Raw genomic sequence first — 17157 nt, forward strand, 5'->3', positions numbered from 1 at the left:
AAATGATAAGCGCTTGCTGCCTCAGGATTGAAATAAGTGAACAAGCTACTACTGACCTTGTGCGTGATGCTTTTTAGCGCCAGTGCTCAGTCTATTAACTCATCACCTAAAGTGTTCTACCCGCTACCTAGTTTGGCTGAGGGAAAAAACATTGCGGCAAAAAACTTGTTTCATGGCGGAGATGGCGGGATTTGGTTGCAAGATGTGCGTAACCAGATACTGTTTTTTGATGGCGAACATATCATGCCAAGTCTTGGCTCGGCGTTAGAGCATGAGGCTGAACAGCTAGCTTTTGTTGACAATGCCTTTTGGACGTTCTTTCGCAACGAACTCTATCGTACGGTTCCCAATCAAGAAAAACAGTTGATGTTAAGTTTGACACCGGGTATCGAAATTCAATCCATCGGTGCCTCGCAACGGTTCATCTGGTTGTCTGACCAAGATTATTTTTATACGTACCATATCGATACAGAACAGCTTGAGCAATATTCATTGGCTGAACTGTATCAATATAATCAGTCTTCCACCATTAGCATTAACGACGCAAAGTTTATTTACTCAAAGTGGGTGCTCGCGACGAGCTCTGGTGTCTTTCTATCCGACCAACAGACGTTTCAACACGTGGCGAGTTCCGGTAAAAACTATGTTGAAACCCTTTATTTCTCATCATCACGTGATGAACTGGTCATTGGTACTCTAAGTGGTGCTTTGGTTTTTGACATCTATCAGCCCAGTCAGCCTGTTAAACAGATTTCAAGCGGTCATGTGCTCAGCATCGCGGAGACCGACCAAGAATATTGGATTGGCACGGAGTTTGGTCTGTTCGTGTATAGCTTCGCAATAGACGAAACCAGTCGATTTGAACAAGGATTTTGGGCGGGTAATGATCTCGGCGGTGAAAAAATTTACGCGCTGCTGAATGATCAGCATGGAGGAATGTGGATAGCGACCGACCGCGGTGTGCGCTACTTCTCGACCTTTTCTCGCCATTTTGTTCGTTATGATAACTGGCGCGCCTCCTATCGACGAAGCAGTGAGGCCGCGATAAAGATCGAACCTAGCTTAGCGCGAGATGGATACTGGATGTTAACCCATCAAGGACTCTATCGCATGAGAGCAAACGCTTTTGAGCGTCGCGAATTGATCTACCGGGGCGAAGTCAACGACTTCGAACAAGGCGATGGTGTGTTGTGGCTTGCGACAAAGCAAGGCATCGTCTGCATTGATGCCCAGACCGGAGAGGTAATTAATGACGATTTACCTAACTCATTGAAGCAAACCGATGTGCGTTTTATTGAACTCGATCCGCAAGGTTTACTTTGGGGGGCGGGGGATAATCAGTTGTGGAGTTACCACCTGAGTAGCCAAAGATACACTTCGTTTGGCTCAGAATGGATGATTGACCAATATCTGCCGGCTAAACTGACCCATTTATCACTTACGAACCAAGGCTATTTGGCGCTTGGGACTGACCACGGTATTTACTTGCTTCAAGAGGGCCAAGTACGTTTTGTTGGTGAGAGTGTCAACTATGGTGAGGTGGTAGATATAGAGCCAGTGTCAGAGCAAGAACTTTGGGTGGCCAGTCGCTATGGCGCTTATCAACTCGATATTGTTCGGCAACAAACTCAGCCGCTGACCATGGTGGATGGGCATGTCACTCCAAAATGCATTCTAAACAATGAGTATGGAGTGTGGCTGACTTCATCCAGTGGTTTGTCTCGATATGCTAATAGTGGGCAGTTGCTGGCTCATTACGGTGAGCCTTTGGGGCTGATAAACAATGAATTTGTTGCTGGGTTATGTGGGTACAGTAGTGATAATCAAACCCAATTAGTACTTGGGGCTCGTGATAGTTTTATCGAAATTGACACCGAGCGATTGAGCAAAGCTCCCCTGCCTAAAGTCGAAGTGATCTTTAGCCAAATTAAGCGTAACCAACGGATGTTTTCGCTAGGTAATACGATATCGCAGGCGTTGAGTGCCAACTATGGTGATTCGCTGTTCTTCCAGTTTGGGACCATTCCTAGCTCTAGCAACCTTAATTTGGAGTTCCGGTTAAGTGATGATAATGAGTGGCACTTACTTGATGGCTCGACGCTATCGATTGAGCACTTGAAAGCTGGCGCGTATACACTTGAGGTGCGCGCAGTGCGCAACGGGATCGAGCGAAGTACCATTAAGCGTTTTGAATTTTTAGTGAAAGAGCCTTGGTATTTAACGCCTTATGCAGTGTTGAGCTATGTTTTACTGTTGGCGCTTATTCTAGGTGCAATCGTCTATTGGCGCTCGAGAATGATGGCAAGCTCAAACCGATCTCTTCGCGCTCAGGTCGCGCTCAAAACCAATCAGCTTAGACATCAAAGCCGGATTTTAGTCAGTAATAATCAGCAGTTGCGCAAACAGCTACAAGTTCGTCGATTGATTTACATGGAGTCTATTGCGGCTCTGGGTAATAAGCTTCGCACGCGAACTGAACCGATCGAACAGGGCGCTGAGGCGATAGATTATGTGATAAAAGAACTAGAGTTGTTGCTCAATACTCGTTCAACCAATGGCAAGGCGAGTCCGGTATACAATTTAAGTTTGATAGTTCAATCGGTGACACGTGGATGGCAAGATGAACTCGACAAAGCGGCGATTCATGTTGTGATTGAAACCGTGAGTGACTTTTATGTGAGCCTAAAACGGTTTAATTTGGACGAAGTGTTTAACTGGGTGTTTGCCGACATCGTGAAGCGTTGCTATCGAAACCAGACCGTGATGATTCAACTGCAAGAGCGCGATGGCTGGGTCATTTTTTCAATGCTTGACCAAGGGAGTCCGGCGGAAAAGGACGAAGCGGACTACACAGAGGCGCTTTCATCCTTAGTCGAACAGAGTGGTGGTAGGCTATATCGCCATGTGTCAAATGAGCGTAATCTTATCGAACTTTCGTGGCCAAACAGTGACGCGTTCGAAGAGCAAACCACTGCAACAGCGTCGAGTAACGTAGGCCAACCTCAGGGTGAAGATCATGACCCCTGGTTAGAAAAGCTCGTAAGGTTAGTTGAGAAACAGTACGGCGACCCGGAGTTCAGCACTTCATCGGCCGCTAAACAGTTATATGTATCTGAGCGAAGCCTTCAGCGCCGAGTTAAGTCTGCTTTCGATAAGACCTTCACAGAGTATTTGACCGATACGCGTCTAGATAACGCCTGTCGCCGCCTACTGGCGGGCGGTAAGGTGTCAGACGTGGCCTTTGAATGTGGTTTTAACGACCCCTCCTACTTTAGCCAGCGTTTCAAACACCGCTTTGGTTTATCACCCACTCAGTTCGTTGAACAGCAAGAGGGCTTTTAGCGGTTTATCGTCTTTAATTGCGATAGTTGTTCGAGTTTTCCCCGTTGTCGTCGAGATAACCTGACTGGTTAATGCTGAGCTCAGATGAGTGCGAGTTGGGTTTGGGGAAAGAAAGAGGCGAGGTAAGAAAAAAATGTCGTGGTATGGCCGGGGGGACCATACCACGGGTGCCAATGACACCTTCGCTTGCTGCCGGAGTGGTGCGCTGGGCACCACCTCTGGAATTCAATGTTGTTGTCTTGAGGGGGTAACCTCTCGACGTGTTTAACTATATCCATAGCTACTTATTTTACTTATAAAATTAACGCCAAAGTGGCATGATAAAAACGACAATAAGTTAAATTATTGATTGATAAGGTTATTAATTGGACTTTTTTGTGGGTAGGGCCTGACTCATAGAGTGGGTACTTAGAGTTTTGACTTTTTTTGACGGATTTGACGTCGACAGTTTTAACGTTTTTGACTTGTTATAGCTGCAAACTTTGATTTCAAACAAGACGACTCACGACTGATATGGCTACTATTGCAATCGTTAATAACAATAGTTCTCATTTTAACCTGAATGTCTTGTCTATGAAACTGTCACAACTCCATCAGGGGCAAAAAGCGATCATTACTGGCTTTGAGCACCTTTCCAACGATGTAAGAAAAAAGCTTATGGTAATGGGGTTATTACCTCAGACGCCAGTGACCTTAATTCGCCGTGCTCCGATGGGAGACCCGATCCAAGTTGAGGTGCGAGGGGTTTCATTGGCGGTACGCAGCAAGATTGCTGAATCGGTCATTGTGGAGATCAACTAATGCAGTACTCTATTCTAACCGTTGGTAATCCAAATAGCGGTAAAACGACTCTTTTTAATGGCCTAACGGGTGCTAAGCAACAAGTGGGTAACTGGGCGGGTGTAACCGTTGAAAAGAAAACGGGTCGATACTCCCACTCGGGCGACGATTTTTTACTGACCGATTTGCCTGGGATCTACGCCTTAGATAGCGGTAATGATGGCAATAGTATTGATGAGTCGATCGCGTCGCGTGCTGTGCTGACGCATCCTGCTGATCTGATCATAAATGTGGTTGATGCGACTTGTCTGGAGCGAAGCCTGTACATGACGCTGCAGTTGCGTGAGCTAGGCCGGCCGATGATCGTTGTGCTCAATAAAATGGACGCACTCAAGCGGGAAAGGCAGAACATTAATATCAAGGCGCTGCAACAAGCCTTGGGTTGCCCTGTGATGGCGATTTCTGCCAATAACAGTGCGCAAGTCAAGTCCTTCAAACAGCGTTTGCACAAGGCTCTGGTCCTTGGCGTGACATTAGACGCGCTGAGCCTCAATTACGGTGAGGTGTTTGAACCTGCGATTGAGAGGGTCGAAAATCTGTTTGAGTCGCAAAGCGAAGTGGCAAAGCGAGCGTTAGCGATTCGTGCCCTAGAGCAAGACTTGTTGGTGTTAAATGCGCTACCTCAGCAGCAGCGTGAGGAGATTAATGCGCTGCACAACCGTATTGAGTTGGATATTGATCTGCTGGTGGCTGATGTCAAATATACGTATTTACACCAGTTATGCCAACGAGTTCGCCGGTCGGAAGGCAAGCTTAATCACAGCTTCACTGCGAAGGTGGATACGGTCATTTTGAACAAATGGATCGGCGTGCCTTTTTTCTTTGTTGTCATGTATATGATGTTTATGTTTTCCATTAACATCGGCAGCGCTTTTATCGACTTGTTTGATATTGGTGTTGGTGCGCTTTTGGTTGATGGAGGGCATTACCTACTCGATGACCACTTGCCGGTTTGGTTAGTGACACTGATTGCTGACGGTGTCGGTGGTGGTATCCAAACAGTCGCGACATTTATCCCAGTGATCGCTTGTCTTTATCTATTTTTGGCGTTGCTTGAAAGCTCAGGCTACATGTCGCGTGCGGCTTTTGTTCTAGACAAAGTGATGCAAAAAATCGGCTTGCCGGGTAAAGCATTTGTACCATTAGTATTGGGTTTTGGCTGTAACGTACCTTCCATCATGGCCACTCGTACCCTTGATCAAGAGCGTGAACGCAAGCTTGCGGCATCGATGGCGCCATTTATGTCATGCGGTGCTCGTTTGCCCGTTTATGCGCTTTTTGCGGCGGCTTTTTTTCCACAAAATGGCCAGAACGTCGTATTTGCTTTGTACTTACTGGGCATAGTGGCCGCCGTTATGACAGGCGTGGTATTGAAGAAAACCTTGTATCCTGGCTCAAGTGATAGCTTTGTGATGGAGATGCCGGACTATGAACTACCGACGATGCGCAACGTGGTGATTAAAACTTGGCAGAAGTTGAAGCGTTTTGTCCTCGGGGCAGGCAAAACTATCGTTGTCGTTGTAACAATTTTGAGTTTCCTAAACTCAGTCGGCACCGATGGTACATTTGGTCACGAAGACAGTGAGAGTTCGGTATTGTCCAAGGCCGCGCAAGTGGTGACCCCTGTGTTTGCTCCTATGGGGATACAAGAGGATAATTGGCCTGCAACCGTGGGCATTATTACCGGAATTTTTGCCAAAGAAGCGGTCGTTGGTACCCTAAATAACCTTTATGCGCCAAGTGACAGCGAGTTAGGAGAGTTTGATCTTAGAGCGAGCCTTAAAGAGGCGCTGATGTCGATACCTGATAATTTCGCTAATCTTAGTTATTCTGATCCGCTTGGCATTGAAGTGGGTGATCTATCAGATAGTCAATGGGTCGCGCAAGAGCAAGAGGTCGATTCGACTATCTTTGGTAATTTGAAGAGCTTCTTTGCATCGAGCAGTGCTGCGATGGCGTACCTGATCTTTATCTTGCTTTATACCCCTTGCGTTGCAGCGATGGGCGCATACGTGCGTGAGTTTGGTACGCATTACGCACGTTTTATTGCCACATGGACCATGGGCCTAGCCTATGCGAGTGCGACGCTCTATTATCAAGTTGCGCATTTTGCCGATCACCCGGGACAAAGTGTCACTTGGATCGCGGTCATAATGCTGGTAAGTGTGCTCACTTATCGAGTGTTGAAGCGGCTTGGTCAAAAGCAGGCACAGCTACAGGAGGTGCCAGTGCTATGATTCTTACTCAAATGAAGCAGCATTTGGAGCAAACAGGGTGTGTGAGCCGCAAAGAGTTGGCCAGACAGTTTCATCTTAGTGAAGATGGTGTGGATGCGATGCTGTCGATTTGGATTAAAAAAGGATTGGTGATGCGCTTGGTCGATACTAACGACAAACAAAGAGTGACGCGAGTGAGGTATCGTCATCTTGCCAATGATCAGTTGCCGCTCACTGTGACTATGTAAAATTACGCCGCTCTATTGAGCGGCTTTTTTAATGGCGTTTAAACAAACTGCTTAGAGAAAGCACGTTTGCGATGCGTGTTTGAAGCTCGGCTTGTTGTTGGTCATTGCGAAATTGACCATCAGTATTACCCCAGATAGGCCCAGGCCAGGCTACATCGTTTTTAAATCGCGCAATATGATGAATGTGCAATTGGGGCACCATGTTTCCGAGAGCTCCGAGATTGAGTTTATCTGGGCGGAAGGTCGCTTCAAGGGCTTGACTCACCGCTTGTGACTCGAGCAGAAACTGCTGTTGCTCTTGCATCGGTAGGTGGTGCAGCTCTTTGAGTTGGCTTCGTTTGGGAACCAGAATGACCCAAGGAACGGCGTCGTCTCTGTGTAGCAGAGCGATACACAGCGGGAAGTGGCCGATCACTGTGGTGTCTTGCGCCAACTGGGGATGAAGTTCAAAGCTCATAAATGTATTCCAATAGAGAGTAATGGGAAAAGTATACGTCAAATAAAACAAAAGGTTGACGCTCTCACGTCAACCTCTTGGTTTATCTTTGATATCGAATCGCTTACATACGCTCTAGTGTTTCGATACCGAGAAGGGCAAGACCTTGTTTGATCGTTTTCGCTGTCAAAGCCGCCATTTTTAAACGGCTCACTTTCACTGACTCATCTTCGTTGCTCAGGATTGGGCAAGCTTCGTAGAAGCTAGAGAACTGGCCTGCTAGCTCAAACAGGTAGCTACACATAATGTGTGGCTGACCTTCACGAGCGACAGACTGTACCGCTTCTTCAAACTGAAGTAACTTGGCGATCAGGGCCTTTTCCTTTTCATCCGTCACTTTGATTTCACCTTGCAGCTCGTCCATTGCGATACCAGCTTTAGCAAAAATCGAAGCAACACGAGTATAAGCGTATTGCATATAAGGCGCGGTATTACCCTCAAATGCCAGCATGTTGTCCCAATCAAACACGTAGTCTGTTGTACGGTGTTTTGATAGGTCAGCGTATTTCACGGCTGCCATCGCAACGGTATTGGCAATATTGGTTTTCTCTTGTGCGTCTAATTGAGGGTTTTTCGACTCGATCAACTTAATAGCACGCTCTTCAGCTTCGTCGAGTAGATCGGCTAGACGGACGGTACCGCCTGCGCGAGTCTTGAATGGACGCCCATCTTTACCTAGCATCATACCAAATGCGTGGTGTTCAAGAGTCACTTCCTCAGGAACGTAACCTGCTTTGCGAACGATAGACCATGCTTGCATTAGGTGCTGGTGCTGACGTGAATCGATAAAGTAGAGAACACGGTCTGCGCCTAAGGTTTCATAGCGGTATTTAGCACACGCAATGTCGGTTGTGGTGTACAAGAACCCGCCGTCGCGTTTTTGGATGATCACACCCATCGCTTCGCCGTCCTTGTTTTTGTATTCGTCTAGGAATACAACCTGTGCACCATCATCTTCTTGGGCAATTCCTTTTTCTTTCAAATCAGCAACGATTGCTGGAAGCATGTCGTTGTACATGCTTTCGCCCATCACATCGTCACGAGTGAGAGAAACATTAAGGCGGTCGTAGTTACGCTGGTTTTGTACCATAGTGACATCAACTAGCTTCTTCCACATTTCAGCACAGTACGTATCGCCACTTTGTAGCTTAACAACGTAGTTGCGTGCTTTAAGTGCAAAGGCTTCGTCTTCATCGTAGAGCTTTTTCGATTCGCGATAAAAAGCTTCAAGATCAGAAAGCTCCATTGAAACTTCACCAGACTCTTGCTGAACACGCTCTAGGTTAGCGATCAACATACCAAACTGAGTTCCCCAGTCACCGATATGGTTAGCTCGAATCACTTTGTGGCCTAGGAACTCCAAAGTACGAACCACGGCATCACCAATGATGGTTGAGCGTAAGTGGCCAACGTGCATCTCTTTCGCAACGTTAGGCGCGGAGTAGTCAGCGACGATGGTTTGTTGCTCTACTGGGCTCACGCCAAGACGCGCGTCTTGCAGCGCGGATTCGGCTTGTTTCGCCAAGAAGGCTTCGCTCAAGAAAATATTGATAAAGCCAGGACCAGCAATTTCGGTTTTACTTGCAATACCTTCTAGGTCAAGAACATCCAGAACTTTTTGGGCAAATTCACGTGGGTTAGTACCTAGTTTTTTTGCAACTCCCATTACACCGTTAGCTTGGTAATCACCAAACTGAGGTTTTGCAGATTGGCGAACAGCAGCAGGACTGCCTGCCGGTGCGCCAGCGGCTTCTAAAGCCTGAGATACTTTGTCGTTAATAAGTGCTTGGATATTCACACGCGCTTCCTTCAATTCTTGGGAATTGGTTAGGTATACATTCTGTTCTCTTCAGTTCTCGTAAGGAAAATGCTGAATAATATCCACCTGGTGGAGTGAATGTATATCTTGATCTGGTTCATAAATTTGGCGCACATAATAGCAACTTTATCGGCGCGCATATAGGGAGTTAACTGGGAAATTTTCCACTTTTACTAACGATGTTGTTAGTATTGAGGAAAAATCAATATTCTGGGTCGATAATAATGTCTGAGCAGCTGATAAATGCAGAGTTAATGCCACAGCAAATGATGGCGAAGCTGGATAACTTTATGCATAAAATTCAAAATTTAAGCGAGGTTTTGCATATTAATCTTGTTGATTTTCAAGCCGATCACATTGCTTTACGTATCAACGATACAGAAACCGCACAACTGGCCCACCAAGAGTGGCAAAAGTACGGCCAAGTGATTTCTCAAGCGCAAATCAATGGTCGTCCGATAATCGTGGTTCTGTTTGACAGCCCAGTGAAGGCGTTGCAGTGGCGTATCGAGTGCTTAGAGCTACCTTATCCGGCGTCTGGTAAACAGTACCCAGAGCAGAGTTGGGAACATGTGGAGTTTGTTATCCCTTCAGCTGCAGCGACTGCGCAAGCGTACTTAGATGATCTAAAAGTCCGCTTCCCGGCATTCGACCAACAATGGCCACATTTAGAAAAATTGGGTGTTAAGGTCAAGCTATCGAGTCCGAAAGGCGAAGGGGAAAGGCTCAATAACCCCACCGTTGCATTTAAGCATCAAGGCGTGTGCATCAAGCTTCACCCTCATTCGTTAAGGCATATCGTGGAATCCGAGCAATTAGCCTAGTTCGATATCTTTTGGCCTCAATTGGAACTCTTCAATTGAGCCAATCTCTTGGCCTAAATCTAGTGGTAGAGACTCATCATGGGCGTTGCCTTGAGCGTGCATAATGAGTCGATTTGCCATACGAGGTTTCAGCTCGTTAACCACGAAGCGAATCATATCAGTGCGAGTCAGTTTTTTGAGTTCGGCAAGCACCACTTCTTTTTGATTGAATTCGATATCCTTATTACCAATTGCGACCCATAGTCGCTGCGCCCGCCCTCTCAATGTGGTGTCAGGGGTGGCAATTTGATTCCAAAGACCGCGTTTACTGCTGTGCCACTGATACTCGTTAAGCTCTAGTAGCACCATGTAGAAAGCGTTGAGGAATTCATCGATTGAGCGAATCAGGTCGACAGGCGCCGCGTTAGGAGATTGAACGTAGAGCACAATACCCGGGTGTCGGTTTAACGGCAAATTGCCAGTGCCGACCATATACCCAAGCTGTTGCTTGGTTCGGATTTCATGGAAAAAGGTCGCCGACATCAGGTGGTTGGCTAGGGAGTAGAGGGCGATACTTCTTGGATCGGTGTCGTTGCATTGATAGTACACTAAGATGGCTGAGTCTTGTTGATCACACGCCACTTCACGTTGGAAGGTGCCGTTCTCACCGAGCATCACTAATGGACGTAGCGCCTCTTCATACTGTTGGTTTTTGACGCGTAGGGCATCTTTCAGTGTGTTACCAAGGGAGAGTGCGTCTGCTTTGGTCCAGTCGCCATAAACAAACATTTCGACATGCAACTCCGCTAAAATGGCATCAACAAAACTGGCGAGCTCGTCAACGTCTATCGACTCGAGTGCTTCGAGCAACACCTGATAAGGAGGGTTGTTGGGCTGTAAAATCCCAGTTAATGCATTAAACAGTTGTGAAATTGGACGGTCTTGCGCTGCATTGCGCCAGTTTCGCATTAGCTGTTGTTTAATGGTGCTAAAGCGCTGGTGGCTAAAATCACGTTTGGCAAAGCGGGTGAGGATCAGTTTCAGCAAATCTGGTTGATGTTGACTAAAACCCGATAGTGTCAACGTCACTCCGCCTTGATGCGCATACATGTTGTAGCCCATTCCGGCGATTTCCGCTTGATATGTATCAGTAGCAAGACTATCGAGAAACATTTCCACGCAAAGGCGGGTTTTCACTATGTTGCGAGGATTCGCCACCGCATGTGGGCTATCAATGGCGACATAAACCACCCCTTTGGGTACGCGGAACTCAGTATCTTGCAGGTGCCAAAGTTTAAATCCAGGCAACTCTTCCAACACTTGGGGTCTATCATGGCTGAGTTCGAGCTCTTTGGGGTCGAGGTCGTAGCAAATAAACGGGTTTTTCTCGGGCAGAGCAAACAACAGCGGACTCGGCTGACGGTAGTGCTCCAATTGCTCAGGAGAAAAAGGCGTCACCGAGTACGGGGTAGAGTACCACTTGGCAACGCGGTCATAAGTATAGCCGTGGGCTATCAGCGTTGTGCGCAAGTTTTCGGCAGTGAAATAATCCAATAACTCCTTGAGCAGCGGTTCGTCATAGTGGCTCATCATAAAGTCGCCGTAGATAACGTCATCTGGATGGTAGTGCTGCATGTTGACCACTAAGTGACTGACCATATCCAGCGGGCGTGTGGGCTCTTGAAAACGAAACGCCGACTCCAGTACCGCTTGCTTCTCTAAATAACGCCATTCATCTAGGCCGTTGTTTTTAATCAACTCAAGGTAACTAAAAACAGACTGGATAATCTCATCGACATGCTCAAGACCGAGCGGAGTTAGAGCGCAACTGACTGTGAACTCCCGATAATTACTGCCGCTGGTACCGCCACCCGCAGACAGTGATGTGATCCAACCCTGCTCTTTGAGCGCGAGCATTAAACTACCACTGCCTTCGTAACCGAGTAAGTGGGCAAAGTAAGACAGAGGTTTGGACTGATAGTGCTCGTCCATGCTAGGCATCGGGAAGGTGAGGATCAGCTTTCTAATCTCTTTTACCGGCTCAATATTGACCAATATTGAGGTTGAATGCTTGTCACAATAGGGGACTAGAACCGATTTACCTGCAAGGTGATGGTTGGGAATCGACGAGAACATCTCGTGACACCAAGCTTCCATTTCATCGAGCGATTGAGGTCCGGCTAAGCTAAGTGTCATTAAATCTGCCGAGTAGGTTTGATAGTGAAACTCAACGATTTCGTCACGAATCGACTGACCATCTCTGTCACTCAATGTTTCGAGGTTACCGACGGAAAATTTGCTAAAGGGGTGGTCAGGGTTAACCAATTCCTTATGAACTTGAAACAGACGTCTTGAGTCATCATTCAGTTTGAGCTTGTACTCGGACTCTACCGCCTGACGCTCTTTATCGAGCGCTTCTGCGTTGAACAAAGGCGCGGTAAAAAATTGGCTAAATCGGTCTAAGCTTTGGCCAAAGACATTGGGTGAAACGTCAAAGAAGAAGCAGGTATGCTCCGTTCCAGTCCAAGCGTTATTCCCTCCGCCATGTTGACTAATATAGCTTTGAAACTCGCCCACTTTGGGATACTTTTCTGTGCCGAGAAACAGCATGTGCTCAAGGTAGTGCGCCATGCCTTGGCGATCAGTTGGGTCGTCAAAGTGACCGACATTGACGGCAAGCGCTGCGGCTGATTTTGGCGCGTCGGGGATGTGGATCAACAGAACTCTGACACCGTTACTAAGGGTGAGATAGCGGTAGTGGTTGGTGTCATTGGGGCTGATGTGCACGATTGACTACTCCAAAAATGAAAAAGACTCACGTCTATAAGCGCATAAATCGTAACGTCCTAATGACGTCGAGAATATTCTTATAGACAATAGAGTAATTATGACTCGGAAAGCGCTGACTGCAAACTATCTGTTTGAGAAATATGAGCAAAACGTTGCAGCATCGATTGTTAGCGGCGCGTCAAAGAGTGTTAAGAAAGTCTGAGTGTTTCACTTGAGAGTTGATATAATTATTGATAATTGAAAGTGAAATGTGACTGCCAATCAAAGTCATTGCTTCGTCGAACGGCCTTTGAGCCCACATAAAAACAAAAAGCCACCTCAAGATTAGGGTGGGGATAGTATCAGGAATACGCCATGAATATTTTTATCATGCGCCATGGGGAAGCGGAACATTTTGCTCACAGCGATGCTGAACGAGCACTAACCGACCATGGCCAGAGTGCATCGATCGCGGTTGCGCGTGCTTGTGCTGAGAAGGGGTTCGCTAAGTTCGACAAAGTGTTAGTGAGCCCTTACGTCCGTGCTCAGCAAACTTGGAAAGCCATTTCTAAATATTTCGCCGCAGAGCAAGTAGAGACCTGTGATGATATTACCCCTTACGGTGACTCTGAGCAGGTGGCAGACTACGTCAACGCGTTAGTCGATGTGCATCACTATCAAAACGTCTTGATTGTATCTCATCTGCCCTTGGTTGGTTATCTGACCGCCGAGTTTGTCACCGATATGGTTCCACCTATGTTTCCTACCTCGGGTTTAGTGTGCATCGACTTCTCACCAGAAAACCGCGCTGGGGAGGTGAAGTTTAATATTCACCCTTAACAGAGCTGCTGATTGGCATACTTATGAGTATGCCATTTTTCCGCCAGCCGCGCTGTAGTCTCAAACTTGTCAAGCCTCGAAACAAAGCCATAAAATTGACAGAGTTGCTGGACTGGATATTGCATGTACTAGCCAAGTCATTCATTTTACCCAATATTGTAGCAGCCCAACGATGAAGTTTTCTCTGCCGTTTGCACATAAATTGCCCCCGATCCCGCAGCGCGCGATGCCTGCGATCGGCGCGCCGATTATGGTACTGGCGACCTTGGCAATGGTCATACTGCCGATTCCGGCGTTTTTGCTCGACCTGTTTTTTACCTTCAACATCGCCCTTGCAATGGTGGTACTACTCGTCACGGTTTACACTCGACGTCCACTTGATTTCGCGGCGTTTCCAACCGTATTGCTGATAGCAACACTGCTGCGTTTGGCGCTAAACGTCGCTTCGACTCGTGTGGTACTACTTTATGGCCATGAAGGTCCGGGAGCGGCAGGTAGCGTCATTGAAGCCTTTGGTAGTGTCGTGATTGGGGGTAACTATGCCGTAGGTTTGGTGGTGTTCCTCATCTTGATGATCATTAACTTTATGGTTGTGACCAAAGGTGCAGGGCGTATCTCAGAAGTCAGTGCTCGTTTTACTCTTGATGCCTTACCCGGTAAGCAGATGGCGATTGATGCGGATTTGAACGCGGGTTTGATCGACCAAGATCAAGCGCGAACGCGTCGCCAAGAAGTCACCAAAGAAGCGGACTTCTATGGTTCGATGGATGGTGCGTCTAAGTTTGTTAAAGGCGATGCCATAGCCGGTATTTTAATCCTATTTATTAACATCATCGGTGGCCTGTCGATCGGTATGGCTCAATACGATTTGGGCTTTGGTGAAGCGATAGAAATCTACACGCTTCTCACCATTGGTGACGGTCTGGTCGCGCAAATTCCATCACTGTTACTCTCAATTGGTGCGGCGATCATGGTGACGCGCCAAAACGCCGATGAAGATATGGGACAGCAGCTCGTCTTTCAGATGTTTGATAATCCGAAAGCCTTGATGATTACTGCTGCGATCTTAGCGGTGATGGGTGTGGTGCCAGGGATGCCACATTTTGCGTTTTTACTGCTGGCGATCATTGCTGCAGGTTCGGCCTATCTAATTCAGCGTAAACAAAAAAAAGCAGCAGAGCAGAGCAACCTTCCAGCGACAACAGAGCAAGATTCTCCGACCCCGAAAGAACTCTCTTGGGATGATGTTCAACCGGTTGATATCGTGGGCTTAGAAGTGGGCTACCGACTGATTCCGCTGGTCGATAAAGACCAAGGTGGGGAGCTGTTGGAGCGAGTTAAAGGGGTTCGTAAGAAGCTGTCTCAAGATTTTGGCTTCCTTATTCCCGCCGTGCATATTCGTGACAACTTAGAGTTAACGCCCAATAGCTACCGAATTACCTTAATGGGGGTGGCGGTAGGCGAAGCAGAAATTCGCCCAGATATGGAACTGGCCATTAACCCAGGGCAGGTCTACGGCATGATTGAAGGTGAACCGACGATTGACCCGGCGTTTGGCTTGGAAGCGGTGTGGATTCGCGAAGAGCAACGCGAGCATGCTCAAGCATTGGGTTATACCGTGGTCGATTCTTCAACTGTGCTGGCGACCCATTTAAGCCAGCTTCTGACCAACAACGCGTCGCAGTTGATTGGACACGAAGAGGTGCAAAACCTACTCGAAATGTTGGGACGCAGTACGCCGAAATTGGTCGAGAACTTTGTTCCTGACCAGTTGCAGTTGGGCGCTGTGGTCAAAGTGCTGCAGAACCTACTTAACGAAGCGGTACCGATTCGTGACATCCGAACCATTGTTCAAACCTTGTCCGAGTACTCGAGTAAGAGTCAAGAACCTGACATTTTGACCGCCGCGGTACGCATCTCACTAAAACGACTAATTGTCCAAGAAATCAATGGCATAGAGCCTGAGTTGCCTGTCATTACCTTGATTCCAGAGCTGGAACAAATATTGCATCAGACCATGCAGGCCTCGGGTGGTGAATCTGCAGGAATCGAACCAGGCTTGGCAGAGCGACTACAATCATCATTGAGCCAAGCGACTCAGGAGCAAGAACTGAAAGGCGAACCTGCAGTCCTTCTGACCTCAGGAGTGCTACGCTCGACGTTAGCTAAATTTGTTAAGAATACGATTCCTTCGCTAAGAGTACTCTCTTACCAAGAAATCCCTGACGAGAAACAAATTCGCATTGTTCAAGCTGTCGGCAACTAGTTCCAATGCGTTGATATACGGTACCCAATTTGAAGATAAAACGATTTTTTGCAAAGGACATGCGCACCGCCTTGTTGCAGGTAAAAGCTGAACTGGGTGACGACGCCGTTATTATGTCCAACAAGAAGGTCGCGGGAGGGGTTGAGATTGTTGCTGCTGTGGATGGCGAGGGCGCAAACCGCACAGCCAACAGTTACAACTCGAACCCACGCCAGAATCCGCCTCGTCAGGCTCAAAGTGCTCAACCAAGTAGTCAAAAACGTACTCTGGATGAGGACCGGGTGAGTCTTCAATCTCAAGCCGACTCTGGTCGCTCGATGACGAAGCGATTTGCCAATATGCTTAAACAATATAGCCACGGTAAAGACGATGCAGAAACCCAGCACCAAGAAGACAACGCTGACTCATTGTCAGCGCTACTAAAACGTCAGTCCTCTTCCCGCTCTAACTCAAACGACAACGTACGAGTTAAAGAGGATTCTCCCCTTGCTCGCCTTATTGCCGAAGACCGCCGCTTTGAAAAGCCGCCTGCGAAACTCGACCCAACTCGCTATGAGCGTGCCCGCCAAAATGAGCCAAGCGTCTCTAACGAAGATCTCGAAGAGATGAAAGAGGAGATGACCTCTATTCGACGTCTGCTAGAGCATCAGGTATCAGGTTTAATGTGGCAAGAGGTAGAGCGACGCGAGCCACTTAGAGCTATGCTTATTAAGCGTCTCGAACGGATGGGGGTGTCATCAGACCTTGCCGATCAATTGGCCTGTTATATCCCAGAAGATACACCACCAACCAAAGCGTGGAAGGCGCTTCTGGGTTTAGTCTCTGACCAAATTCCTATTTCTAAGCAAGATATTTTGAAACGTGGTGGGGTGGTTGCATTGCTCGGGCCTACGGGCGTGGGTAAAACCACCACAGTCGCTAAGCTTGCCGCGCGCGCCGCGATGGAGTTTGGCGCCGATAACGTCGCTCTGGTGTCAACCGACACGTATCGAATCGGGGCACACGAGCAACTTGCGATTTACGGGCGAATTATGGGATGTCCTGTAAAAGTCGCTAAAGATTCCAATGAGTTAGCCGATGTAATATATCAGTTACGCAATCGTCGCCTAATTCTTGTTGATACAGCAGGTATGGGCCAGCGTGATGTAAGGCTCTCTGAACAGTTAGATACGCTTATGCATGAGAGTGGAGAGGTGATACACAGCTACTTGGTGCTGCCTGCCACGGCGCAGCGCAAAGTGCTGCAAGAGACTATCGATCACTTTAAGCGTATTCCACTGTCAGGATGCATTATGACTAAGCTCGATGAATCCCTCAGTTTAGGGGAGTTTGTCAGCGTGGTCGTGCAAAACGCACTCCCAGTGGCCTACATTGCGAATGGACAACGAGTTCCCGAAGACATTGTAATAGCGCAGCCTAAGTACATGGTCGCTAAAGCAAACGAATTACTTGAGAAGTCGACAGATGATGAACCTCACTACTGGAATAGTGAAGCGGAGAGGTTCTAGGCGGCGGACG

At 47.6% G+C, this 17157-nt stretch carries 11 protein-coding genes; 8 read left to right on the plus strand and 3 right to left on the minus strand.

The annotated features are described in order from the left end of the window. Nucleotides 1–66: 66 nt before the first annotated feature. From FCU94_RS04495 to FCU94_RS04510, 4 genes are all read left to right on the plus strand, one after another. Nucleotides 67–3342, plus strand: coding sequence for an AraC family transcriptional regulator (locus FCU94_RS04495; RefSeq protein WP_176287609.1), 3276 nt, complete (start codon nucleotides 67–69; stop codon nucleotides 3340–3342). A 573-nt stretch (nucleotides 3343–3915) separates the two neighbouring features. Next, nucleotides 3916–4143, plus strand: a complete 228-nt coding sequence (locus FCU94_RS04500; protein ID WP_176287343.1) for a FeoA family protein — start codon at nucleotides 3916–3918, stop codon at nucleotides 4141–4143. Beyond that, nucleotides 4143–6419: a Fe(2+) transporter permease subunit FeoB gene (feoB, locus tag FCU94_RS04505; protein WP_176287344.1), complete on the plus strand. Its 2277-nt coding sequence runs from the start codon at nucleotides 4143–4145 to the stop codon at nucleotides 6417–6419. Before FCU94_RS04500 ends, feoB begins: the two co-directional genes overlap by 1 nt. Beyond that, a complete protein-coding gene (locus FCU94_RS04510; protein ID WP_176287345.1) occupies nucleotides 6416–6646 on the plus strand; it encodes a FeoC-like transcriptional regulator in 231 nt (76 codons plus the stop codon). The genes feoB and FCU94_RS04510 overlap by 4 nt, the downstream gene beginning before the upstream one ends. 28 nt (nucleotides 6647–6674) lie before the next feature. Here FCU94_RS04510 and FCU94_RS04515 read toward each other — a convergent pair whose 3' ends face one another. Both FCU94_RS04515 and argS read right to left on the minus strand, forming a co-directional pair. Beyond that, nucleotides 6675–7103, minus strand: coding sequence for an HIT family protein (locus tag FCU94_RS04515; protein ID WP_176287346.1), 429 nt, complete (start codon nucleotides 7101–7103; stop codon nucleotides 6675–6677). Nucleotides 7104–7206: 103 nt separating this feature from the next. Beyond that, nucleotides 7207–8940 (minus strand): arginine--tRNA ligase, encoded by a 1734-nt coding sequence (argS, locus tag FCU94_RS04520; protein ID WP_176287347.1) that lies wholly within the window; start codon nucleotides 8938–8940, stop codon nucleotides 7207–7209. Nucleotides 8941–9185: 245 nt separating this feature from the next. Between argS and FCU94_RS04525 the strand changes: the two genes are divergently transcribed. Next, nucleotides 9186–9785 carry a VOC family protein gene (locus FCU94_RS04525; RefSeq protein WP_176287348.1) on the plus strand — a complete coding sequence of 200 codons (600 nt, stop codon included), beginning with the start codon at nucleotides 9186–9188 and terminating at the stop codon, nucleotides 9783–9785. Here FCU94_RS04525 and FCU94_RS04530 read toward each other — a convergent pair. Further along, a complete protein-coding gene (locus FCU94_RS04530) occupies nucleotides 9777–12551 on the minus strand; it encodes an insulinase family protein (RefSeq protein ID WP_176287349.1) in 2775 nt (924 codons plus the stop codon). The genes FCU94_RS04525 and FCU94_RS04530 overlap by 9 nt on opposite strands. A 357-nt stretch (nucleotides 12552–12908) precedes the next feature. Between FCU94_RS04530 and sixA the strand changes: the two genes are divergently transcribed. The 3 genes from sixA (at nucleotide 12909) to flhF (ending at nucleotide 17147) form a co-directional block, all read left to right on the plus strand. Further along, nucleotides 12909–13373, plus strand: a complete 465-nt coding sequence (gene sixA, locus FCU94_RS04535) for a phosphohistidine phosphatase SixA (RefSeq protein WP_176287350.1) — start codon at nucleotides 12909–12911, stop codon at nucleotides 13371–13373. Between the two features lie 172 nt (nucleotides 13374–13545). Beyond that, a complete protein-coding gene (gene flhA / locus FCU94_RS04540; protein ID WP_176287351.1) occupies nucleotides 13546–15639 on the plus strand; it encodes a flagellar biosynthesis protein FlhA in 2094 nt (697 codons plus the stop codon). Between the two features lie 29 nt (nucleotides 15640–15668). Then, nucleotides 15669–17147 carry a flagellar biosynthesis protein FlhF gene (gene flhF / locus FCU94_RS04545; protein ID WP_176287352.1) on the plus strand — a complete coding sequence of 493 codons (1479 nt, stop codon included), beginning with the start codon at nucleotides 15669–15671 and terminating at the stop codon, nucleotides 17145–17147. Nucleotides 17148–17157: the final 10 nt, after the last annotated feature.

Source organism: Vibrio sp. JPW-9-11-11 (assembly GCF_013369335.1).
GTDB lineage: Bacteria > Pseudomonadota > Gammaproteobacteria > Enterobacterales > Vibrionaceae > Vibrio.

Excerpts from the sequence above, each read along its gene's own strand:
- FCU94_RS04495 (WP_176287609.1), top strand. The coding sequence starts at position 67 with ATGCTTTTTAGCGCCAGTGCTCAGTCTATTAACTCATCACCTAAAGTG.
- FCU94_RS04500 (WP_176287343.1), top strand. The coding sequence starts at position 3,916 with ATGAAACTGTCACAACTCCATCAGGGGCAAAAAGCGATCATTACTGGC.
- feoB (WP_176287344.1), top strand. The coding sequence starts at position 4,143 with ATGCAGTACTCTATTCTAACCGTTGGTAATCCAAATAGCGGTAAAACG.
- FCU94_RS04510 (WP_176287345.1), top strand. The coding sequence starts at position 6,416 with ATGATTCTTACTCAAATGAAGCAGCATTTGGAGCAAACAGGGTGTGTG.
- FCU94_RS04515 (WP_176287346.1), bottom strand. The coding sequence starts at position 7,103 with ATGAGCTTTGAACTTCATCCCCAGTTGGCGCAAGACACCACAGTGATC.
- FCU94_RS04525 (WP_176287348.1), top strand. The coding sequence starts at position 9,186 with ATGTCTGAGCAGCTGATAAATGCAGAGTTAATGCCACAGCAAATGATG.
- sixA (WP_176287350.1), top strand. The coding sequence starts at position 12,909 with ATGAATATTTTTATCATGCGCCATGGGGAAGCGGAACATTTTGCTCAC.
- flhA (WP_176287351.1), top strand. The coding sequence starts at position 13,546 with ATGAAGTTTTCTCTGCCGTTTGCACATAAATTGCCCCCGATCCCGCAG.